Genomic DNA, 21,658 nt, shown 5'->3' with positions numbered 1-21,658 from the left:
CCACCGGGAGCCCGTGATGAGACGTACGCTGGCCGGTTCCCTCCTGCTGTTGACAGCCGTGGCCGGCTGTGGCGCCGACACTGAGCAGAACGCCTCCGGCAGCAAGGAACTCGAGGTCCTGTACAAGGTCGAGCCGACGTGGCCGCATCTGGAGAAGATGCTCACGGACGCCAAGAAGCAGTACGAAGCCGCTCACTCCGGCGTCACCATCAAACTCACGCCCGTCCAGGGCAACAACGAGGCCTACTACACCAAGCTGGCCCTGCTCAACCGGTCCCCTGACTCGGCTCCCGACGTCTATCTGCACGACACGTTCCAGGTGAACGCCGACGTCGCGGCGGGCAAGCTGGCTCCCCTGGACGACTACCTGGCCAAGTGGCCCGACTGGAAGGAGCAGTTCCCCGACTCGGTCAAGCAGGCCGCCAGGGGCGGCGACGGCAAGATCTACGGCGTCCCGATCAGCACCGACACGCGCGGCCTGTGGTACCAGAAGGATGTCTTCGCCAAGGCCGGCCTGCCCGTCCCGTGGGAGCCGAAGACCTGGAACGACGTCCTGACGGCCGCCCGCACGATCAAGCAGAAGCTGCCTGACGTTCTGCCCTTCACCATGTACTCGACGAAGATCCACGGCGAGGCGTCGACCATGCAGGGCTTCGAGATGCTCCTGTACGGCACCCCCGAGGGCACCCTCTACGACGACGCGCAGAAGAAGTGGGTGGCCGGCGGCAAGCAGTTCACCGACGCGCTGACGTTCGTCAACACCATCTACCGCGAGGAACTCGGGCCCAAGCAGGCCGACGCGCACAACGCCAAGCTGGCCGACAAGGTGAACTACGAGTGGTTCCCCAACGCCAAGCTGGGCATCGCGCTCGACGGCGCGTGGACCGCCTCGGCGTGGAAGCCGACCAGCACCAAGCCGTGGGCGGAGTGGAAGGACAAGATGGGCTGGACGGCCATGCCGACGCAGAACGGCGAGGAGCCGGGCGCGGTCAGCATGTCGGGCGGCTGGGTCATGGCGATGAGCTCGTATGCCAAGAACAAGCAGGAGGCGTGGGACTTCATCGCGGTGGCCACCAACAAGGAGAACTCGCTGACGTACTCGCTGGGCTCGGGTGACCTGGCCCCCCGCAAGGACGTCGCGGCCGACCCGAAGTACACCGCCGACAACCCGAGCGTGAAGTTCTTCACCGACCTGGCCTCTGTGACCCACTACCGGCCGGCGTTCGAGGAGTACCCGAAGGTGTCGGCGCAGATCCAGGAGGCGCTGGAGGCGGTGACCACGGGCTCGAAGACCCCTGAGGAGGCGACCGCCGACTACGCCAAGGCGCTGCCCACCGCCGTGGGCGGACCCGACAAGGTGCTGGCCAAATGACGGTCGCCACAGCGCCCGCCCCGCCCGTGACGAACACGCCGCCCAGCGGTTCGTCGCGGCGCGGGGTGCTGCGCTGGCTGCTCCCCCTGGGGCCGGCCATCGTCCTGCTGGCGCTCTTCCTCGCCGGCCCCATCCTGTGGAGCGTCTACGTCGCCTTCACGAACGAGACGCTCACCGGCTCGGCCTCGGTCAACTCCGAGTTCGTGGGCCTGGCCAACTTCACCAGGCTCTTCGACGACCCCAACTTCATCAACTCGTTCGTCCTCACGTTCGTCTTCGTGATCGGGTCGGCGGTCATCGGCCAGAACACCCTGGGCCTGATCATCGCCCTCCTGCAGCGCGGGCGCGGCCGGACGACGCGCAGCGTCGTCAACGGCGTCGTCATCGCCGCCTGGGTGGTGCCCGAGGTGGTGGCGGCGGCCTGCTGGTTCTCATTCCTGGCCGAGGAGGGCACGCTCAACGCGGTGCTCGGCATCTCCCAGGAGTGGCTCTACACGGCCCCGATGCTGGCGGTGATCCTGGCCAACGTCTGGCGTGGCACCGCGTTCTCCATGCTGGTGTACTCGGCCGCGCTGTCCGAGGTGCCGAAGGACCTGGTGGAGGCCGCCGCCGTGGACGGAGCGGGCCCCGGCCGCCGCCTGCTGCACATCACCCTGCCCCTGATCCGCAGATCCATCATGGCCAATCTCATGCTCATCACCCTGCAGACCCTGGCGAGCTTCGGCCTCATCTACGCCCTGACGGGCGGCGGGCCCGGCACGGCCAGCCAGACCACGCCGCTCTACATGTACGAGCAGGCGTTCCGTTACTTCGAGATCGGCTACGGCTCCGCGATCGCCCTCGTCATGCTGGTGGTCGGCGCCCTGTTCTCGCTGATCTACCTGCGCCTGATCAAAGTGGAGGACGCGTGACCAGGCTCGCGGCCCGCGGGGCGGCAGGACTGTCGCTCCTGATCATCTGCCTGGCCTTCCTGGGCCCGTTCCTGTGGGTGGTGATCTCCTCGGTCCAGCCGGAGGCGACGCTCGCCGCCCGGCCGACCCTGAACTTCTCGCTCGACAACTTCACGGCGGTGCTGACGTGGGAGACGCTGATCCTCCCGCTGATCAACTCGATCATCATCTCGGGGTCCACGGCGATCCTGACGGTGTTCGTGGCGGGCCTGGCCGCCTACCCGCTCTCCCGCTACCAGCTCCGCTACCGCCGGCACTTCATGCTGACGCTGCTGTTCACCACCGGCCTGCCGATGACGGCGGTCCTGGTGCCGGTCTACGCGATGTTCTTCCGCTTCAACCTGTACGGCTCCGTACCGGCGATGGTGTTGTTCCTGACGGCCAGTTCGCTGCCGTTCTCGATCTGGATGATGAAGAACTTCATGGACGGGGTGCCGGTGAGCCTGGAGGAGGCGGCGTGGGTGGACGGCGCCGGCTGGGTGCGGTCGCTGACGACCGTGGTGGGCCCGCTGATGGCGCCGGGCGTCGCGGTGGTGGCGATCTTCGTCTTCGTCGGGCAGTGGGGCAACTTCTTCGCCCCGTTCGTGCTGATGGACACCCCGGAGAAGCAGCCGGCCGCGGTGACCATCTACACCTTCTTCTCCCAGTACGGGCAGGTCGCCTACGGCCAGCTGGCCGCGTTCTCCATCCTCTACACGGCCCCGGCGGTGATCCTGTACGTGGCGGTGAACAAGTATCTGGCCGGCTCGTTCAGCTTCGCCGGCTCGGTGAAGGGCTGAGGGGCTCCGCACGGTGCCGGGGCGGCTCCGGGCGTTCGACCCCTTGCCGAAAGCCTGACCGGGCGTTAGACATGAGAGTCACCACTCGGCAGAGATCGGAGCCCTCATGCCCTCGCAGGCCAGTCCGCGTCCGCGTCCCCGTCTTCCGCGCGCCCTCGGGACCCTCCGGGCCCTGGGAGTCACGGCGGCCGGGATGTTCGCCCTCACCGCCGCGCTCTCCCCCGCGGCCGCGCTGGCCACACCGCCCACGCCCTCGTCGGTGCTGGTGTGCCTGCCGGACACACCCGTCTGCCAGGAGGTGCGCGGGGCGCCCGGCGACTTCCGCCTCTGGTTCAAGATCAACAATGCGCCGGCGCCCGTGGGCCTGTCCTTCACCGTCAACGGCTCCCCCGCCTCTGGCTCCGTGTCCACGCAGGACGCCGGCGAGGCCGTCGAAGGGGAGTTCCGGCCCGTGACCCCGCTCGTCAGCGGGGATGTGGCGTGTCTCAGCTACGCCGGGGGCAGCGGCGAACACTGCGCCACCGCCCCGTGACCGGCGCGCTACCGGAAGGAAGTTCTGGCTGACCGGGGATAGTTGAAAGGCGTACGGTTGGCGTATGGCTACGACCCCCGACACAGTGCACTGGCGTGGCGTGCACCACCTCGCCCTGGTGACCGCGGACATGGACGCCACCGTGCGGTTCTGGCACGGCGTGCTCGACGCCCGCCTGGTGGCCACCCTCGCCGTCCCCGCGTTCCGGCACTACTTCTTCGAGGTGGGGCCGGGCAACACCATCGCCTTCTTCGAATACACCGACCAGCCCATCGACAGCTTCGCCAAGCCCGCCGGCGTGCCGTACGCCAGGGCCGCGCAGTTCGACCACCTGTCCCTGCACCTGCCGGACGAGGAAGCACTCAACCGGCTGCGCGACCGGCTCAAGGCGCACGGCTGCGAGGTCACCGACGTCATCGACCACGGTTTCCTGCGCTCGATCTACTTCAGCGACCCCAACGGGATCGCCCTCGAGGCCTCCTGGTGGACGCTCGACCCGACCGGCCGCCCCGTCGACCACGCCGACGAGCGGCTGTTCGCCGACCCCGACCCCGTGCCCGCCGTCCGCGAGCTGCGCGACGAAGGCCGCCTGCGTCACACGGCCGCGACGAAGCTCGTCGACGGCATCATCGAGGACCTCCGGCGCGAAGGCGTCACCCTGGAGCCGTGAGCGCGCCGCATCCCCCGGAGGGTCACCCCCCGGGGGATGCGGCGGCCGTCAGGCGCAGGTGTAGCCGGACGGCGTCTGGGTGTTCCCGTTCGGCCGGGTGACCTGGAAGCCGAAGCCCGTACTGGCGTTCGGCGCCAGAGTGCCGTTGTAGCCGGCGTTCCTGGCCGTGACGGTCTGCCCGCTGACGGACACGGCGGCGTTCCACGAACCGGCCAGCGTGTGCCCGGACGGGAGGGTGAAGGTGACGGTCCAGCCGGTGATGCCCGACGTGCCGCTGTTGGTGACGGTGACCGGCTGCACCACGTACCCGTTGGCCCACTGGGTCTGTACGGTGCCCGTGGCAGTGCAGCCGCCCCCTCCACTGCCGCCCTCGGCCGTGGTGAACGTGACCGTGGGCGAGTTGCCGGACAGGTTGCCGGCGCCGTCACGTGCCCGCACGTACACCACGTACTCGGTCTCGGGGCTCAGCCCGGTCAGGGTGATGGAGTTGGTGGCGGTCGTGCCGAGTTGCGTGTCGCTGGCCCCTTGCTCGCGGTAGACGTTGTAGCCGGCCAGCCCGCTGCCCCCGCTGTCGGTCGAGGCGGTCCACGTCAGCCTGGCGGAGTTCGCGGTGACGTTGCCCGACGACGGTGTGCCGGGCGTGCTCGGCGCCGTGGTGTCGTCGCTGCTTGAGCCGTCGTCGAGCGCGTCGTGCACGGCGTTGTAGGCCGGCTTGGTCTGGTAGTTCTCGTCATAGATGAGCGCCGCGCCCTCCCCCTGGAAGGTGTCCGGCACCCACGAGTACTTGTCGGTGAAGCCCCAGATCGTCACGCCCGCACAGGCGGTGACGGCCAGGCAGGCATTGACCGCGTTGCGGTAGTAGGTCGCCTGCGTGGCGTCCTTGGAGGAGTCCCTGGGCATCTGCATGCGGATGTCCAGCTCGGTGATGCGCACCTGGACGCCGAGGGCGGCGAAGCGCTCCATGTTCTGCTGCAGGTCGTTCGGGAAGCCGTACTGGATGGCGAGGTGGCCCTGGAAACCGACGCAGTCGACGGGCACACCCTGCTCGCGCAGCGACCGGACGAGGTTGTACATCGCGGTGCTCTTGGCGTTGATGCCTTCGACGTTGTAGTCGTTGATGCACAGCCGAGCGTCGGGGTCGGCCTCACGCGCGGCCCTGAAGGCGTCGGCGACGAAGCTCTGGCCGAGCGTGTTGTACCAGAACGACGAGCGCCAGCCGCCGTTCTCGTCGAAGATCTCGTTCACCACGTCCCACGAGACCACGGCCGGGTTTCCGGCGTAGCGCCCGACGACCTCGACGATGTGGTTCTCCATCGCGTCGCGCATGGCGCCGGCGCCGAGGTTCTGCACCCAGCCGGGCGTCTGGCTGTGCCACACGAGCGTGTGGCCGTGGACCTGCTGGTTGTTCTGCGTGGCGAAGTTGACGATGGCGTCGGCGCCGGAGAAGTTGAACTGGCCCTGGCTGGGCTCGGTGGTGTCCCACTTCATCACGTTCTCGGCGGTGATCTGGTTGAACTCGGTGGCCGCGATGTTGCGGTACGCGGTCTCGTTGGACAGCGGGCTGGTGGCGAGCGCCGCTCCGATGAACTTGCCCCGGCTCTGCGCGTGCGCCCGCAGGGGCGCGGACGCTTCGGCCGAGGTCACGGGGAGGAGGAAGGTCAGGAGCATCCCCACCAGGGTGAGGGCTCTGATGAGCGAGGACGAACGCACGGACATCTACCTCCGGAGGCAGGCACTCGGTTCCGAAAGTTTCGACCCGGACAGGATCGCACCCGAGACGGTATTGACATGGGTCCATGCGGTCAACGCCGGGCCCGGACGGGCTCTGAAAAAGGCAGTTGGGAGCTGGAAAGTATCGGGAATGCTGTGAAACTTTCATCCTTCCGGAGCTGCCGACCGCCCGATCCGGCGGCCACGGCATCAGGCAGTCGTCCCCGATCAGGCCGCGCGGGAAACCCCTGATTCGCCTGTTGTTCCTGGTCTAGCCTTACGTACCTACCGGTCGGTACTGTGTTTCCGGAATAATCGTCCACTGCGGGAGTTCTGCGCATGTCTCTTTCGCACGCCCAGGCCCAGGACCAGCTCACCGGCCCCGGCCAGCTGTTCGAGATCGAGGAGATCGGCGACACCGGGATCCGCACCTGGAAACACGCCCCAGGACACTTCCGCGCCCTGCTGGAGACCAGCAGACTCCACGGCGACAAGGACTTCCTCGTCTACGAGGACGAGCACATCACATTCGAGGAGCATTTCCGCCGCGCCGCCACCCTCGCCCACCGCCTCATCGACGAGTACGGCGTGCGCAAGGGCGACCGCGTGGCCATGGCCATGCGCAACTACCCGGAATGGGTGGTGTCGTTCTCCGCGGCGCTCGCGGCCGGGGCCATCGCCGTGCCGCTGAACGCCTGGTGGACGGAGGCCGAGCTGGCCTACGGCGTACGCGACTCCGGAGCCAAGGTGCTGATCGCGGACGGCGAGCGCGCCGAGAGGCTGGCCTCGACCGGCGTACCGATGATCGTCACCAGGGGCGCGGCTCCGGCGGGCGCTCGCGCGTACGCGGAGGTGCTCGGCGAGGTCGCCGCCGGCGTCGAGCTCCCCGACGTCGAGCTGTCCCCCGAGGACCCCGCGACGATCTTCTACACCTCCGGCACCACGGGCAGCCCCAAGGGCGCCCTGGGCAGCCACCGCAACATCGGCCAGTCACCGATGACCGTCGGCTACGGGCACATGCGCGCGCTCGCGATGGCCGGCAAGGACCCCGCGGCTTCGGCGGGCGTCCGCCGGGTCACCCTGCTGACCGTGCCGCTTTTCCACGTCACCGGCTCCTTCTCGGCCCTGACCACCGCCATGTTCAGCGGCGGCGGCCTGGTGCTCATGTACAAGTGGGACCCCGGGCAGGCGCTGGCCCTGATCGAGCGCGAGAGGATCACCGGGGTGATCGGGGTGCCGACCAACGCCTGGCAGCTGATGTCCCACCCCGACCTCGGCACATACGACCTGTCGTCCCTCGCCAGCCTCGGCTACGGCGGCGCCCCCGCCCCGCCCAAGCTGCTGGAGCGCATCAGCCAGACGCTGCCCGACCGCGCTCCGTCCAACGGCTACGGCATGACCGAGACCTCGGCCCTGGCCATCGGCAACGGCGGCGCCGACTACCAGTCCAGGCCCGACAGCATCGGCCGGCCGCTGCCCGTGGTCGACGTGCGCGTGGTCGACCCGGCGGGCGGTGAGCTGCCGCCGGGCGAGGTGGGCGAGCTCTGCCTCCGCGGTCCCAACGTCATTCTGGGCTACTGGAACAAGCCCGAGGCGACGGCGCAGACGTTCATCGACGGCTGGCTGCACACCGGCGACCTGGCCAGGATCGACGAGGAGGGCTTCGTCTACATCGTCGACCGGGCCAAGGACATGGTCATCAGAGGCGGCGAGAACGTCTACTGCGCCGAGGTGGAGGCGGCGATGTTCGAGCACCCGGCGGTGGACGACGCCGCCGTGATCGGCGTGCCGCACGACGAGCTGGGCGAGGAGGTCGGCGCGGTCATCCGCCTGGCGCCCGGCGCCTCCGTCACGGCCGGCAAGTTGCGGGCGTTCCTACACGGCCGGATCGCCGCCTTCAAGATCCCGGCGCACATCTGGTTCCGTGAGGGCGAGCTGCCCCGCAACCCCGGCGGCAAGATCCTCAAGACCCGCCTGCGCCAGGAGATCCTGGGCGCCTGACCGTCCGTCCTCTCCGGAGGCGGCCGGGCGCATGTGCCCGTCGTCACAGAACCGGCGTTCACGCAGGTGGCGCCGCCTTACCCGGCTCACTGGCGGGCCCGCTTACCTCGCGCGTAATCGCGGGCCCTATCCCGTGGCTGACATCGTTCAGGTGTCGCACCGACCACCGGAGGAGCCGAGATGACCGCTGTGACCACCGCCGGCGACCGGACGACGTTCCCGCGCCGCGCACTGGCCGCCGACGCGGTCGTCACCGGCGCCAACGGGCTGGTCCACCTGGCCGCCGCCGCACCTGTGGGCGCGCTGCTCGGCCCGCGCGCGGCTCTGCTGCGCGGGGCCGGCGCCTTCTCCCTCGTGTACGGCGCCGCCGTCGGCCTGCTGCCCCGCACCACCACCTGACCCAAGGAGAGAACGATGACCCTCGTGGAACGTTACGTCGCCGCCTGGAACGAGACCGACCCGCAGTCCCGCGCCAGGGCCGTGGCCGAGCTGTGGACCGAGGACGCCACGTACACCGACCCGCTCGCCGACGTGGCCGGGCACGCCGGGATCGCCGCCGTGATCGAAGGCGCGCAGGGCATGTTCCCCGGCCTGGTGTTCAGGCCCGGCGAACTGTACGATGCCCACCGCCACCTCGCCCGCTTCACCTGGCACCTCGGCTCCGCGGACGACGGCGAGCCGGTGGCGACCGGCTACGACGTGGTGGAACTGGCCGAGGACGGCCGGATCCGCAAGGTGCTCGGCTTCCTCGACAAGGCGCCCGCCTGACCCGCGCCCCTTACCCGGAAGGCCCCCGGCCTCGTGCCGGAGGCCTTCCGCGCGCCCCATGCGGGCCGGGCCCGAAAACAGATTGCCCTGGCCGGGACACGCGCCGGACAATTGCCTGTCGTGCCCGCTGGAGTGAAACGCCTGCTTCGTCACGTCGCCATCGACGTGAGCCCGCTGCGCGACTCGCACGACTACCGCCTGCTCTTCGTCTCCGGCGTCATCACGATGTTCGGGACGTTCATCACGATGGTGGCGGTCCCGTACCAGATGAAGGAACTGACCGGCTCCTACCTCGCCGTCGGGCTGGTGAGCCTGGCCGAGTTCGTCCCGATGGTGGTGTGCGGTCTGTGGGGCGGGGCCATCGCGGACGCGTACGACCGCCGCACGGTCATCCTGTGGAGCGAGGTCGTCCTGCTCGTCACCTCCGGCGCGCTCATGGCCAACGCGCTGCTGCCCGACCCCCAGGTGTGGGTCCTGTACGTCGTGGGCGCCCTCTCCACAGGCGTCGCCTGCCTGCAACGGCCCAGCATGGAGGCCGTGTTCCAGCAGGTGGTCACATACGAGCGGCAGGGCGCCGCCGCGGTGCTGACGAGCCTGCGCTGGAACTTCGGCGCCATCGTCGCCCCGGCGCTCGGCGGCCTGCTCGTGACGACCTACGGCTCGGCTGCCGCGTACGGCCTGGACACGCTCACCTTCGTGCTGTCGCTGCTGCTCCTGTGGCGGATCCGCCCCCGTCCGCCGGCCGGGCACGCCGCGCCCGCGTCGCTGAAGTCGCTGGCCGAGGGCGTGCGTTACGCGGTCGGGCGCAGCGACCTGATGGGCACGTACCTCGTCGACATCGCCGCGATGGTCTTCGCGATGGCGACGGCGCTGTTCCCGTTCCTGGCCGACGAACTGGGCGCGCCCCACGCGCTGGGGCTGCTGTACTCGGCGGGCGCGGTGGGCGCGCTGGTCGCCTCGCTCACCGGCGGCTGGGCGACGCGCGTGCACCGCCACGGCCTGGGCGTGATCGTCGCCGCCGCGCTGTGGGGCGCCGCCGTGGCCCTGGCCGGCCTGGCCACGAACGTCTGGCTCATCGTCGTGTGCATCGCTCTGGCAGGCGCCGCCGACATGATCAGCGGCATCTTCCGGATGACCATGTGGAACCAGACCATCCCACAGGAACTCCGTGGCCGCCTGGCGGGCATCGAACTGCTCTCCTACGCCAGCGGGCCGATGCTCGGCAACGCCCGGGCCGGCCTGATGGCCAACCTCGGCGGCACCCGCTTCTCCCTCGGGGCGGGCGGCCTGCTGTGCGTCGCCGCCGTCCTGAGCCTGACCGCCGCCCTCCCGAAGTTCCGCGGGTACGACGCCCGTACGGACGAGCACGCCCTCGCGGAAAAGGCCCGCAGGGAGGCGTCGGCGGCTCAGCCCGCCTCCCGCCACCCGTCGTAGCGTTCGACCAGCTCGTCCACCTTGGCGCCGCCGTCCAGCCCTTCGACCACGACCAGCCACTGGGCGTCCTCGGCGTCGTCCTCTCCGGCCAGCGTCTCACGCACCACCCGCGGCGCCCCGAGCGCGGGGAACCACTCCCCCAGCGTCTCGGCGACCTCCTCCGCGTCGTCACGCTCACCGAACACCAGAAGCACACTCATACGGCAATTTTCCAGCACCCGCCGTCCCCGCGAGCCGATCCGCCAGCGCGTGAGGCCGATCGCCGAGCGTGCGGACACTCCGTGGCAGACCACGGTCACCGAGGTGGTGGATCGTCCTGGTTCCCCGAGGGGATCATCCCGCCTCCACAGGGCTTCGCCGCGGAGGACCTCGATCGCCTTCCCATCTGCCCCCGCACACGGAGCTGGTGGACGGACGGCTCGTCGTCGCAGGCCCCCGAGCCTCATTCCCCATGCGCGTCCTCTCACTTCTCGCAAGCGAAGTGCGCACCTCCGTAGCCAGGTCACAGCTCCCGCAGCGGAAAAGGCCCGGTACGGCGCTCGCCGTACCGGCCCTTCGCGAGGAGACTCAGCCGCTGCGGAGCTGGGCGCCCACCCGGTCGGCCGCCAGCGCCACCGCCGCGTCCCTGGCCGCGGTCGTCTCCTCGGCCGTCAGCGTACGGTCGGGGGCGCGGAAGCGCATCGAGTAGGCGAGCGACTTGTTGCCCTCGCCCACCTGCGAGCCTTCGTAGACGTCGAACAGCCGGATCGACTCCAGCAGCTCACCCGCGCCGTCACGCAGAGCCGCCTCGACGTCGGCCACCGGCGTGAAGTCGGGCACGATCAGCGCGACGTCCTGGGTGGCCACCGGATAGGCGGAGACGAAAGGCGCCTCGACCGGGCCCGGCATCGCCGCTTCGAGCCGCGACAGCTCCAGCTCCATCGCCGACGTGCGGGCCGGCAGCCCGTAGGCCTCGATGACCCGCGGGTGCAGCTCGCCGGCGTGCCCCACCAGCGTGTCGCCGAGGTAGAGGGCCGCGCACCGGCCGGGATGCCACGGCTCGTGCTGGTCGGCGCTGATGGACAGCTCCGCCCGCGCCTCGGCCGCCACCAGCCGGGCGGCCTGCACCACGTCGGCCCAGCAGGCCTGCCGGCCCGCGCCCCACCAGCCGGACCGCTCGAACTCGCCGGTCAGCACGACCGCGACGCGCAGTGGCTGGTCGGGCAGCGCCGCCTCGATCGAGGCGAGCTCCTCAGTCGTCGGCCGGCGCTCCACCCCGAGCACCGGCGCCACCTCGGGGGCGCCTTCGCGCCGCCGGTAGACCGGGCCGCTCTCGAACAGGGCCACGTCGGCGAACCCGCGTCCCACGTTGCGTGCCAGGGTCTTGAGCAGGCCCGGCAGCAGCGTCGTGCGCATCAGCGGCTCGTCTTCCGACAGCGGGTTGGCCAGCCGCATGGCGTTGCGGCGGGCGTCGTCGGCAGGCAGCTGCAGGTGGTCGAAGTCGGCGGCGCTGATGAACGGGTAGTTGAGCACCTCGGCGTAGCCGCCGTCGGCCAGCGCCCTGCCCACCCGCCGGCGCAGCCGCTGCCCCTCGGTGAGCCCGGCGCCGGCCGGGGCGGAGGGCAGCATCGACGGCAGGTTCTCATAGCCCTCCAACCGGATGACCTCTTCGGCAAGGTCGTTGGGGTCGGTGAGGTCGGGCCGCCACGACGGCGGCGTCACCGTGATCATGTCGTCGCCGGTGACGGCCAGCTTGGCCGCCAGCTCACCGCCGGTCACGACCCCGGTCGGGTCGACGCCGCCCTGGCGCACGGCCGCGTCGTCACCGTCGACGACGACGCAGCCGATCTGCCGCAGCCGCGCGACCACGGTCTCCTTGGAGTAGGTGGCGCCGGCCACGGCCCCGGGGTAGCCCGACGGGATCGCGACGCGGGCAGGCGACACCTCGACCTCGGCGTGCGTCACGCCCGGCTGGACGGTGGCGCCGCCCAGCTCGGCCAGCAATTGCACGGCCCGCCACGAGGCGACGAGCGGCAGCTCCCGGTCGACGCCGCGCTCGAACCGTTTGGACGCCTCCGACACGAGCCCGTGCCTGCGGGACTCGCGGGAGATGCCGGTCGCGGAGAAGTGGGCCGCCTCGACGACGATGTCGGTCGAGCCGTCTGAGATCTCGGTCTCCAGGCCGCCCATCGTGCCCGCCATCGAGATCGGCCCCGACTGGTCGGTGATGAGGATGTCGTCGGGGTCGAGCTCGCGCACCACGTGGTCGAGCGTCTCCAGCCGCTCACCGGGCTGTGCCCTGCGGACCACGATCTCGCCGCTGAGCTTGGCCCGGTCGAACGCGTGCAACGGCTGACCGAGCTCCAGCATCAGATAGTTGGTGATGTCGACGGCCAGCGACACGGGACGCATGCCGGCCCGCGCCAGGCGTACGCGCATCGAGAGCGGAGTCTGTGCGCCGGGGTCGAAGCCGCGCACCTCGCGCAGCACGAACCGGTCGCACGCCGTCGGGTCGGCGATGGAGGCCGACCACGACGGCCCGCTCTCGGCGGGCGGCTCGACGTCCGCGGGGTCGCGGAAGGCCACCCCGAACGCCGTGGCCGCCTCGCGCGCCACGCCGCGGATCGACAGCGCGTAGCCGATGTCGGGCGTGATCTCCAGCTCGATCACCTCGTCGCGCAGGCCGAGCAGCTCGACCACGTCGCCGCCGATCGGGGTGTCGGCCGGCAGCACCATGATGCCGTGGTGGTCGTCGCCGAGCCCGAGCTCGCGCTCGGAGCAGATCATGCCCTCGGACATGCGCCCGTACGTCTTGCGCGCCCCGACCTCGAACCCGCCCGGCAGCACCCCTCCGGGCAGCACGACGGGCACCCGGTCACCGGCGGCGAAGTTGGTGGCGCCGCAGACGATCTCGCGCGGCGTCGCCTCGCCCGTCTCGACCGTGCAGTGCCTGATCGGCTTCTTGAAACCGGTCAGCTCCTCGATCGTGAGCACCTCCCCGACCACGACGTTCTTGACGTCGTGGCCGTGCGAGGTGATCGACTCGAGCTTCAGCCCGGCGGCCGTGAGCTTGTCGGCCACCTCGTGGGCGGTGACCGCCGGGAGATCGGCATACTCCCGCAGCCAGGAAAGCGGGACCTTCATCAGATCTCCATTCCGAACGGGAGCGTGAAGCGCACGTCTCCCTCGACCATGTCACGCATGTCCTCGGCGTTGTGGCGGAACATCAGGGTGCGCTCGATGCCCATGCCGAACGCGAACCCGGAATAGCGCGACGGATCGACGCCGCACGCGATGAGCACGCGCGGGTTGACCATGCCGCAGCCGCCCCACTCGATCCAGCCCTCCGACTTGCAGGTGCGGCAGGACGGGTTGCCGGGGGTCGCCGAGGCGCCGCGGCAGACGAAACACTTGAGGTCCATCTCCGCGGACGGCTCGGTGAACGGGAAGTAGTTGGGGCGGAAGCGGGTCGAGATGCCCTTGCCGAACATCACCTCCGCGAACCGGTCGAGCGTGCCCTTGAGGTGGGCCATGGTCAGGCCCTCGTCGACGGCCAGCCCCTCCGTCTGGTGGAAGACGGGGGTGTGGGTGGCGTCGAGCTCGTCGGTGCGGAACGTCTTGCCCGGTGAGATCACGTAGACCGGCAGCTCGCGCTGGAGCAGCGCGCGGACCTGCACCGGCGAGGTCTGCGTGCGCAGCACCATGCCCGACTCCGTGGACCCGACGAAGAAGGTGTCGTGGTCGGAGCGCGCCGGATGGTCCTTGGCGATGTTGAGGGCGTCGAAGTTGAACCACTCGCCTTCGAGCTCGGGCCCTTCCGCCATCTCGTAGCCCATCGCGATGAACGCGTCGGCGATGCGCTCCTGCAGCGTCGTGAGCGGGTGGCGGGCGCCGCGAGGCCGGCGGTCCCACGGCAGGGTGACGTCGACGGTCTCCTCGACGAGCACGCGCGCGTCGCGCTCGGCCTCGAGCTCGGCCTGGCGCGCGGCCAGCGCCTCGTTGATCGCCTTACGGGTGGCGCCGACACGCTTGCCGGCCTCCGCGCGGGCGGCCGGCGGCAGCGCGCCGATCTCCCGGTTGGCCAGGGCGATGGGCGAGCGGTCACCCGCGTGCGCCAGCCTGGCCTGCTTGAGTGCGTCGAGGTCGCCGGCCGCTTTGATCGCCGCGACGGCGTCGGCCTCCATGCGGGACACCTCGTCGGCATGCAACGGTGTCACCTCGACGGGGTCGTAGTCAGACAAGAGTGAGCTCCGTATCCAGGGCTTGAGCGGAAATGAGTCTAGTGGGACCCGCCCACCGGGCCCGAATCGCTCGCTAGGGGGTCGCGAAGTCAGGCGTGCCGGTGGGCACGGTAAATCGGAACTCCGCCCCGCCCTCGGGGGCCCGCTGCACGGCGATCGTGCCGCCGTGCGCCTCGACCAGGCCTTTCACAATGAACAGGCCAAGCCCGGTGCCGCCGCGCCTGCGGCTGTTACCGCCCCGCCAGAACTGCCTGAAGACGCGCGGAGCCAGCTCGGGCTCGATGCCCTCGCCCTCGTCGCGCACCGACACGGCGACTCCCCATCCGACGGACTCGATCTCAATTGTCACAGTGCCGCGCCCATGGCGCAGCGCATTCTCCACCAGATTACCCAGAATCTGGTCGATCTTGTCCTGGTCAAGCCACATTTCCGGCAGGTGATCGCCGACCACCAGGCGGAACCGGTGTTCGGCCTCGCCGGCCGCCACCCGCCCCGCGATGAGCCGGCGCGCCCTGGCAGGAAGGTCGACGACCTGCCTGCGCACCTCCAGCCGCCCCGACTCGATGCGCGAGACGTCGAGCAGCTCCGTGATGAGCCGCGTGACACGGTCGGCGTCGTTGTTGACGGTCTCCAGCATCACGCGCTTCTGCTCGTCGGTGAAGCGCGTCCACTTGGCCAGCAGCGTCGCGGTGAAACCCTTGACGCTGGTCAGCGGCGAGCGCAGCTCATGGGCCACCGTGGAGACCAGGTCGGCGCGGCTGCGCTCCAGCCGGGCCCGGGCGCCGCCGTCCCTGAGGGTGATCGTGACGCGCTCGACCTCGCCGGCGCGCTCAGGCTCGCGGACGAACCGGGCCGTGACGTAGAGCTCCTGGCCGCCCGGCAGGTGCAGCGGCCGCTCCGGGACCCTGCTTCGCGTACGCAGACCGCCCTCGGGGTCGAGGGCCTTCCACCAGTCACGCCCGTCATGGTCGCGGAAGGGGAACACGTCGCTCATGTGCCGGCCGACCGCGCGCTCCACGGCGATGCCGGTGAGCCTCGCGGCGGCCCGGTTGACGGCCACCACACAGCCATGTCGGTCGGTCACGATGAGGCCGTCAGGAAGATCGTCGATGGCTATCGTGCACGCGGCGGCCACAACGCGCCCGTCGGTGTCTGCGCCGTGCACGACCTCGCCTCCTCCGCCTACATCGCCGACAATAGCGGGTTTCCCGCCGCCTAGGGCACTCGCTGAGCCCTGGCGGAAGAGTAAAGGCACACCGCCGCCGCGGTGGCCAGGTTGAGACTTTCAGCCTGTCCGTAGATGGGCACGCGCACCACGTCGTCCGCCTCGGCGAGGACGTCCTCCGGCAGACCCCAGGCCTCGTTGCCGAAGATCCACGCGGTGGGGCCGGACAGGTCGACGTCGTCGAGCGTGTGCTTGCCCGTGCCGTCGGCCGCCAGCACGCGCAGCCCCCGCTCCTTGAGATGACGCACGGCGGCGCCGACCGGTGCACCGATGACGACGGGAAGATGGAAAAGACTGCCCGCGCTGGCGCGTACGCACTTGCCGTTGTACGGGTCGACGGAGGCGTCGGTGAAGATCACCGTGTCGGCTCCCGCGGCGTCGGCCGCGCGCATGACGGTGCCGGCGTTGCCCGGGTCGCGCACGTGCGCGAGCAGCGCGACCAGGCGCGGCGTACCCTCCAGCGCCTGCTCCAGGGGGACGTGCACCAGCCCGCAGACCGCCACGAGGCCCTGCGGGGTCACGGTCTGGGAGAGCTCGGACATGACCTCACCGCTGGCCCGGTGCACGGGGACGCCCTTGAGGGTGGCCTCGGTGATCAGTTCGGGGTGGCGCAGCTCGGCCTCGGCCGTGCTGAACAGCTCGATGGGCACGCCGTCGAGCTTGAGCGCCTCGCGTACGGCCTGCGGCCCTTCGGCCAGGAACCTACGGTCCTGCTCCCTGAAGGCCCGTTTGGTGAGCCGCCTGGCCGCTTTGACCCTCGGCGACCGTACGTTGGTCAGCTCGGACCCCGCCATGCTTCCCCACGCCCCTTGCCCGCATCCGATGGACCGCCTGCCGCAGCGCGCCGCAGTCACGCCGATGCGCGATGTGGCCGGCTACAGCAAAGGGCCCACCGTCATCGGTGGGCCCTCGTTCAAGCAACCGCCTCAGCCCGCGGCCGGAGCGTTCACGTCGGCCGGGAGCGCCTTCTTGGCGGCCTCCACGAGCGTGGCGAAGGTCTGGCTGTCGTTGACCGCGAGGTCGGCGAGGATCTTGCGGTCGACCTCGATGTTGGCCAGGCGCAGACCCTGGATGAGGCGGTTGTAGGTCAGGCCGTTCTGGCGGGCGGCGGCGTTGATCCGCTGAATCCACAGACGGCGGAACGCACCCTTGCGGTCCTTGCGGTCCCGGTAGGCGTACGTCATCGAATGGAGCATCTGCTCCTTGGCCTTGCGGTAGAGACGTGACCGCTGGCCACGGTAACCGCTCGCCCTCTCGAGGACGACCTTGCGCTTCTTCTTGGCGTTGAGCGCCCGCTTCACGCGTGCCATGATTCTTCTCCCCGGGGGTTCGCGCTACTTGGCGAGCAGCTTCTTGATCTTCTTGTTGTCGGCGTCGGAAAGGACGACCTCGTTCTTGAGACGGCGCGTCAACGTGGACGACTTCCACTCGTTGTAGTGCGCGCGATTGGCACGGCGACGCTTGATCTTGCCGGTGCCGGTGAGCCGGAACCGCTTCTTCGCACCGCTGTGCGTCTTCATCTTCGGCATGTCGCCGTCTCTCCTCGTTTCGGTCGTGCCGCTGGCCGGGCCGGTGCTGGCCGACCCGGTCGCGGCGTCTTCGTCTGCCGGTGGCTTGGCTGGGGTCGCGTTGTAAGGCTAACCCCAACTGCGGGTCACGCTTCCTGTATGGAAGGCTCCTCGCCGCCACGCTGTGCCTTGGCCGCGGCCTTTTCGGCCTTGGCCTCGGCCTTCTTCTTGTGCGGACCGATCACCATGATCATGTTACGGCCGTCCTGCTTGGCGTGGGACTCCACGAAGCCGAGCTCCTGGACGTCGTCCGCCAGCCGCTGCAGCAGCCGGAAGCCGAGCTCCGGCCGGGACTGCTCGCGCCCCCGGAACATGATCGTGACTTTGACCTTGTCTCCCGCCTTGAGGAACCGCACCACGTGACCCTTCTTGGTCTCGTAGTCGTGCGGGTCGATCTTCGGCCGGAGCTTGATCTCCTTGATGATCGTGTGCGCCTGATTCTTGCGCGCCTCGCGCGCCTTCATCGCGGACTCGTACTTGAACTTGCCGTAGTCCATGAGCTTGCACACGGGCGGTCGAGCCGTTGCCGCGACCTCGACGAGGTCGAGGTCGGCTTCCTGGGCGAGCTTCAGCGCATCGTGAATCGAGACGATGCCTACCTGCTCGCCGTTCGGGCCCACGAGGCGCACCTCGGGAACTCGGATACGCTCGTTGATGCGGGGCTCAGTGCTGATGGGGCCTCCTAGGTTTGCGATCCCTACGTGCTCGTCGTGCCGGGAGCCCCTCGCGCTCGCGGCGAACGCGAAAAGCCCCGCACGTCGCGCATGCGGGGCCACTGAGCTCTGTGGCGTCGTGGCCTGCGAGCTCCCCGGAGTAGTCCGGCGTGATCCTGGACCCGGCCACCTTTCGGTGACTCAGGTGGGAGGGAGACCTCCGCTTGCGCGTCCAGCAAGGCATGCCGGACCGATCAGAGAGCTACATTACCACAACCACGGCGGCTCCCAGAATCATCCCGGCCGGCCATCGCCTGCCGGTAAACATCTACCCAGGAATGGCCATACGACCACGACCGCCTCGTGACCGGGTGCCTGACCGGTCCGGCTCCGTGCCCCGGTTCCGGGCAATGCCGCGCCCCACCTGTCGTGGCGGCTACGACCGTCTGAGGAGTTCGGCCTCCCCGGCCGCGCGCATCGCCTCCACCGGCACGTCCGTCCTGCCGGTCATCAGCTCCACCTGCCGCACCGCCTGGTGCAGCAGCATCGCGAACCCGCCGACCACGGTGCCGCCCGCCTCCTTGACTGCGGCCGCAGCCCGCGTCGGCCAGGGCGAGTAGACCACGTCGAACAGCGCGGGCACCCGCGCCAGCCGGTCGGCGAAGGCGTCGGCGGCGCCGCCGGGCAGTGTGGACACCACCAGGTCCACCCGCGTCGCCGCCTCAAGCTTGTCGAACGTCTCCACCGCCAAGGACACGCCCAGCCGTTCGGCGACCTGAGCCGTCTCCCCCGCCCGCGCGGGGTCGCGCACCAGCAGCGTCGCCTGGAACAGCCCGAGGTCGCGCAGCGCCGCCAGCGCGGAGGCCGCCGTGGCCCCTCCGCCGAGCACGGTCGCCGAGCCGGGCGCGGGCACCCCGGCCTCGGCCAGCGCCTGCTTGATGCCGTGGACGTCGGTGTTGTCGCCGTGCCGGAGGCCGTCGCGGAACACCACGGTGTTGGCGCCCCCGACCTCGACGGCCACCTCGGACACCGTGTCGAGCAGCGGCAGCACGGCCCGCTTGAGCGGCATGGTCAGCGACAGCCCCGCCCAGGCGTCACCGGGCTCGCGGCCGCGCACCGGCATCAGCTCCGCCAACAGCCCCGGCAGCCGCGCCTCGTCGCACTCGAACGCCTCATAACTCCACCCGTCGAGCCCCATCGCCTGGTAGGCCGCCCGGTGCAGGTAGGGCGAGAGCGAATGACCGATGGGAGACCCCAGCACCGCAGCCCGCATCCACACTCCTTCAGACAGGTAAGGACCCTATCGCCACCTCGCGGGCCGCCCGTCCGCGCCGGGGGACGGACGGCCCTCGTGCCGGGTCAGCCGCCGTTGGCGCGGTATTCGGCCAGCAGCGCCTGCCGCTCGGCCTCCGTGGTGGCGAACTTGGTGACCTTGCTCTTCGGGTCGGTGGCGACGAAATAGAGCCAGTCGCCCTTCGCCGGGTTGAGTGCCGCCTCGATGGCGTGGTCGCCGGGATTGGCGATAGGGCCCGGCGGCAGGCCTTCGTACCGGTAGGTGTTGTACTTGCTCTTGATCTTCGTCTCGGCGAAGGTGGCGGCGGTGCGGTACTTGTTGAGCGCGTACATCACCGTGCTGTCCATCGCCAGCTTCATCGGCGGCTCGCGTTCGAGCCGGTTGTAGATGACGCGGGCGATCTTCGGCATGTCCTCGTACCGGCCCGCCTCGGCCTGGATGATGCTCGCGATGATGACGATCTCGTGCGGCGTGTGCCCGAGGTCCTTCGCTCCGTCCTCGAGCTCGACCGACTTGGCGGTCTTCTTGTAGCGGTCGACCATGGCCGCGAGGATCTGCTGGGGCGTGGTCTTCGGCTGCACCTCGAACGTGGCGGGGAAGGCGTAGCCCTCCAGCTTGCCCTTGGCGTAGGAAGGCAGGTCCAGGCCCTCGACGTCCTTGGCCGCGGCCTTGAACTCATTGAGCGGCAGTCCGGTCTCCTCGGCGAGCGTGGTAAGGGTGTCGGACAGCCGCAGACCTTCCTTGATCGTCACCCTTTCGCGCTGCCGTTTGTCCGGGTCGAGCAGCGCCACGGCGTTCTCTGCCGACATGCCCTTGCGCAGTTTGTACGACCCCGGTTGCAGCGAGGCGCTCGCACCGGCGTTGGCGATCGCGTTGGTGAAAGCCCTGACGCTGGCCACGACGCCCTTGCGCTCCAGCTCCACCGCCACGTCGGAGGCGCTCTGACCGCTCTGGATCTCGATGACGACCTCGCCGGTTCCCTGGCCGGTGTAGTCGTCGGGCACGAGCGCGTCGTTGAGCCACATGTAGCCGTAGTAGCCGCCACCGCCGATGATGCCGGCCAGCACCACGAAGGCCAGCAGCGGTGCGATGAACCGGCCGCGGTTGCGGCGCCTGCGCCGTCTGCGGCCGCTGCCACGCCTGCTGCCACCGCGGCCGCGGCGCCGGGCAGGACCTTCGTCGTCCTCGGCGCCGAGCAAGGAGTTGAGATCGAGATCGCTCATGGGTTCGCTGGCCAATCTCCCGGTACGCCCGGCCAGGCGTCAAGCGGAACTGCCCAACCGGCTGGGGTCACCGGGCGGAACTGGGGGGCCCGCCGGACGTGCTGCGACGACCAGCGGAGATCACACTGGGTAGCCATGCTAAGGGACGGGAAGAGGACGCATGCCCTGTTTTGGGGCTTTTGCGCAGTGATAGCGGGGGGTCCACCGAACATCAGCTCGTCCCGAGGTTCTTGTTCAACTCTTCCCGGTATCTCACGAACTCGCTCTCTTTGTTGGTGAATTTGGTGATTCTATGCGCCGGATCAGTGGTGACAAACCAGTGCCAATCGCCCTCTGCCGGGTGCAACGCCGCCATCAGCGCCTTCTCCCCGGGATTGGCGATAGGACCGGGCGGCAGCCCTTTGTGGCGATAGGTGTTGTAGGGAGAAGCGACTTTGGTGTCGCTCTCTGTAACCTTCAGCGTCCGGCGGTTCTGGGCGTACAGAACGGTGCTGTCGATCTCCAGCGGCGTGCCCTTCGCCAGGCGGTTGTAGATCACTCTGGCGATCTTGGGGTAGTCGGCGTCGGTGCCGCCCTCGGCCTGGATCAGGCTCGCCACCGTGACCGCCTCCAGCGGCGTCAGGTTCACCCTGGCAGCCTCGGCCGCCAGGCCCACGTGACGGGCCGCGGCGCGGAAGCGATCGACCATCGCCGCCAGCACGTCGACCGCCGTGTCGCCCGGCTCCACCTCGTACGTCGCGGGGAACAGGAACCCCTCGATCCCCGGCGCGTAGTCCGGCAGCCCCACAAGGGCCTTGTCGACGCCCTGGAGTTCCTTGAGCGGCAGCCCGGTCAGCCGGGCGACCCGCGCCAGCACCTCGGCCGCCCGCAGGCCCTCGGGCACCGTGACCCGCTTGACGATCCGGGACGAGGGCGCGAGCAGCAGGTCGAGCGCCGCGCCTGCCGCCATGCCCTTGCGCATGCGGTAGTGGCCTGGACGGAGCCGCCCGGTCACCGCGCGATCCTCCGACACCTTCACGAACGACCGCGCGCTGGCCACCACGCCGGCGTCGGCCAGCGTCGAGCCGATGGCCGCCGCGCTCGACCCGGGCGCGATGCGCACGGTCACCGAGCCGCTGCCCGGCCCCTCGAAGTCGTCTGGACTGATGTACGGCTTGAGCACCGCGACAGCCCCGGCCCCCACGGCCACCAGCGAGACGAGCAGACCGGTCGACAGCAGCCCTGCCCGGCGCAGTGCGCCGTGGCGACGCTGGGACAGC

At 69.9% G+C, this 21,658-nt stretch carries 21 protein-coding genes; 9 read left to right on the top strand and 12 right to left on the bottom strand.

Annotated features, from left to right (window positions below; genetic code table 11):
• Positions 1 to 16 precede the first annotated feature (16 nt).
• The 5 genes from GUY59_RS09740 (at position 17) to GUY59_RS09720 (ending at position 4,303) form a co-directional block, all read left to right on the top strand.
• The gene (locus tag GUY59_RS09740) at positions 17 to 1,372 is read left to right on the top strand and encodes an extracellular solute-binding protein (protein ID WP_138199600.1); all 1,356 of its coding nucleotides are present in this window, start codon (positions 17 to 19) and stop codon (positions 1,370 to 1,372) included.
• The gene (locus GUY59_RS09735; protein WP_138199601.1) at positions 1,369 to 2,283 is read left to right on the top strand and encodes a carbohydrate ABC transporter permease; all 915 of its coding nucleotides are present in this window, start codon (positions 1,369 to 1,371) and stop codon (positions 2,281 to 2,283) included. Before GUY59_RS09740 ends, GUY59_RS09735 begins: the two co-directional genes overlap by 4 nt.
• The gene (locus tag GUY59_RS09730) at positions 2,280 to 3,101 is read left to right on the top strand and encodes a carbohydrate ABC transporter permease (protein WP_138199602.1); all 822 of its coding nucleotides are present in this window, start codon (positions 2,280 to 2,282) and stop codon (positions 3,099 to 3,101) included. Before GUY59_RS09735 ends, GUY59_RS09730 begins: the two co-directional genes overlap by 4 nt.
• A gap of 193 nt (positions 3,102 to 3,294) precedes the next feature.
• Complete coding sequence (locus tag GUY59_RS09725) at positions 3,295 to 3,633, top strand: hypothetical protein (RefSeq protein WP_138199603.1); 339 nt, start codon at positions 3,295 to 3,297, stop codon at positions 3,631 to 3,633.
• A 64-nt stretch (positions 3,634 to 3,697) separates the two neighbouring features.
• Positions 3,698 to 4,303, top strand: a complete 606-nt coding sequence (locus GUY59_RS09720) for a VOC family protein (RefSeq protein ID WP_138199604.1) — start codon at positions 3,698 to 3,700, stop codon at positions 4,301 to 4,303.
• 48 nt (positions 4,304 to 4,351) lie between these two features.
• Here the strand turns inward: GUY59_RS09720 and GUY59_RS09715 are convergent, their stop codons facing one another.
• Positions 4,352 to 6,019, bottom strand: coding sequence for an endo-1,4-beta-xylanase (locus tag GUY59_RS09715; protein WP_138199605.1), 1,668 nt, complete (start codon positions 6,017 to 6,019; stop codon positions 4,352 to 4,354).
• A gap of 333 nt (positions 6,020 to 6,352) precedes the next feature.
• On the opposite strand from GUY59_RS09715, the gene GUY59_RS09710 reads away from it, so the two are divergent.
• From GUY59_RS09710 to GUY59_RS09695, 4 genes are all read left to right on the top strand, one after another.
• Positions 6,353 to 8,014: a class I adenylate-forming enzyme family protein gene (locus tag GUY59_RS09710; protein ID WP_138199606.1), complete on the top strand. Its 1,662-nt coding sequence runs from the start codon at positions 6,353 to 6,355 to the stop codon at positions 8,012 to 8,014.
• Positions 8,015 to 8,194: 180 nt separating this feature from the next.
• Positions 8,195 to 8,413, top strand: coding sequence for a hypothetical protein (locus GUY59_RS09705; protein WP_201760672.1), 219 nt, complete (start codon positions 8,195 to 8,197; stop codon positions 8,411 to 8,413).
• A 15-nt stretch (positions 8,414 to 8,428) separates the two neighbouring features.
• Positions 8,429 to 8,782 carry a nuclear transport factor 2 family protein gene (locus GUY59_RS09700; RefSeq protein ID WP_138199607.1) on the top strand — a complete coding sequence of 118 codons (354 nt, stop codon included), beginning with the start codon at positions 8,429 to 8,431 and terminating at the stop codon, positions 8,780 to 8,782.
• Between the two features lie 120 nt (positions 8,783 to 8,902).
• Positions 8,903 to 10,216 (top strand): MFS transporter, encoded by a 1,314-nt coding sequence (locus tag GUY59_RS09695; protein WP_138199608.1) that lies wholly within the window; start codon positions 8,903 to 8,905, stop codon positions 10,214 to 10,216.
• Here GUY59_RS09695 and GUY59_RS09690 read toward each other — a convergent pair.
• The 11 genes from GUY59_RS09690 to mltG (GUY59_RS09640) all read right to left on the bottom strand — a co-directional run.
• The gene (locus GUY59_RS09690) at positions 10,189 to 10,416 is read right to left on the bottom strand and encodes a hypothetical protein (protein WP_138199609.1); all 228 of its coding nucleotides are present in this window, start codon (positions 10,414 to 10,416) and stop codon (positions 10,189 to 10,191) included. The genes GUY59_RS09695 and GUY59_RS09690 overlap by 28 nt on opposite strands.
• Before the next feature lie 367 nt (positions 10,417 to 10,783).
• Complete coding sequence (locus GUY59_RS09685) at positions 10,784 to 13,339, bottom strand: phenylalanine--tRNA ligase subunit beta (protein WP_138199610.1); 2,556 nt, start codon at positions 13,337 to 13,339, stop codon at positions 10,784 to 10,786.
• Entirely contained in the window at positions 13,339 to 14,379 is a 1,041-nt protein-coding gene (pheS, locus tag GUY59_RS09680) for a phenylalanine--tRNA ligase subunit alpha (RefSeq protein WP_236666993.1), read from the bottom strand. Before pheS ends, GUY59_RS09685 begins: the two co-directional genes overlap by 1 nt.
• 130 nt (positions 14,380 to 14,509) lie before the next feature.
• Positions 14,510 to 15,601 carry a sensor histidine kinase gene (locus GUY59_RS09675; protein ID WP_138199611.1) on the bottom strand — a complete coding sequence of 364 codons (1,092 nt, stop codon included), beginning with the start codon at positions 15,599 to 15,601 and terminating at the stop codon, positions 14,510 to 14,512.
• Between the two features lie 50 nt (positions 15,602 to 15,651).
• Positions 15,652 to 16,455: a TrmH family RNA methyltransferase gene (locus tag GUY59_RS09670; RefSeq protein ID WP_138199612.1), complete on the bottom strand. Its 804-nt coding sequence runs from the start codon at positions 16,453 to 16,455 to the stop codon at positions 15,652 to 15,654.
• A 132-nt stretch (positions 16,456 to 16,587) separates the two neighbouring features.
• Positions 16,588 to 16,971, bottom strand: coding sequence for a 50S ribosomal protein L20 (gene rplT, locus GUY59_RS09665; protein WP_132330207.1), 384 nt, complete (start codon positions 16,969 to 16,971; stop codon positions 16,588 to 16,590).
• A gap of 24 nt (positions 16,972 to 16,995) precedes the next feature.
• A complete protein-coding gene (gene rpmI / locus GUY59_RS09660; RefSeq protein WP_132330209.1) occupies positions 16,996 to 17,190 on the bottom strand; it encodes a 50S ribosomal protein L35 in 195 nt (64 codons plus the stop codon).
• A 125-nt stretch (positions 17,191 to 17,315) separates the two neighbouring features.
• Positions 17,316 to 17,885, bottom strand: coding sequence for a translation initiation factor IF-3 (gene infC, locus GUY59_RS09655; RefSeq protein ID WP_330849152.1), 570 nt, complete (start codon positions 17,883 to 17,885; stop codon positions 17,316 to 17,318).
• Positions 17,886 to 18,318: 433 nt separating this feature from the next.
• Positions 18,319 to 19,155, bottom strand: a complete 837-nt coding sequence (locus GUY59_RS09650; RefSeq protein WP_138199613.1) for a shikimate dehydrogenase — start codon at positions 19,153 to 19,155, stop codon at positions 18,319 to 18,321.
• 86 nt (positions 19,156 to 19,241) lie between these two features.
• Entirely contained in the window at positions 19,242 to 20,399 is a 1,158-nt protein-coding gene (gene mltG, locus GUY59_RS09645; RefSeq protein ID WP_138199614.1) for an endolytic transglycosylase MltG, read from the bottom strand.
• Between the two features lie 211 nt (positions 20,400 to 20,610).
• The coding region (gene mltG / locus GUY59_RS09640) for an endolytic transglycosylase MltG (protein WP_161714471.1) at positions 20,611 to 21,658 on the bottom strand (1,048 nt) is incomplete at its 5' end.

Source organism: Nonomuraea sp. K271 (genome assembly GCF_009908215.1).
Lineage (GTDB): Bacteria > Actinomycetota > Actinomycetes > Streptosporangiales > Streptosporangiaceae > Nonomuraea > Nonomuraea longispora.
The sequence above is the reverse complement of the archived record's forward strand: the minus strand, read 5'-3'. Positions and strand labels throughout refer to the sequence as shown.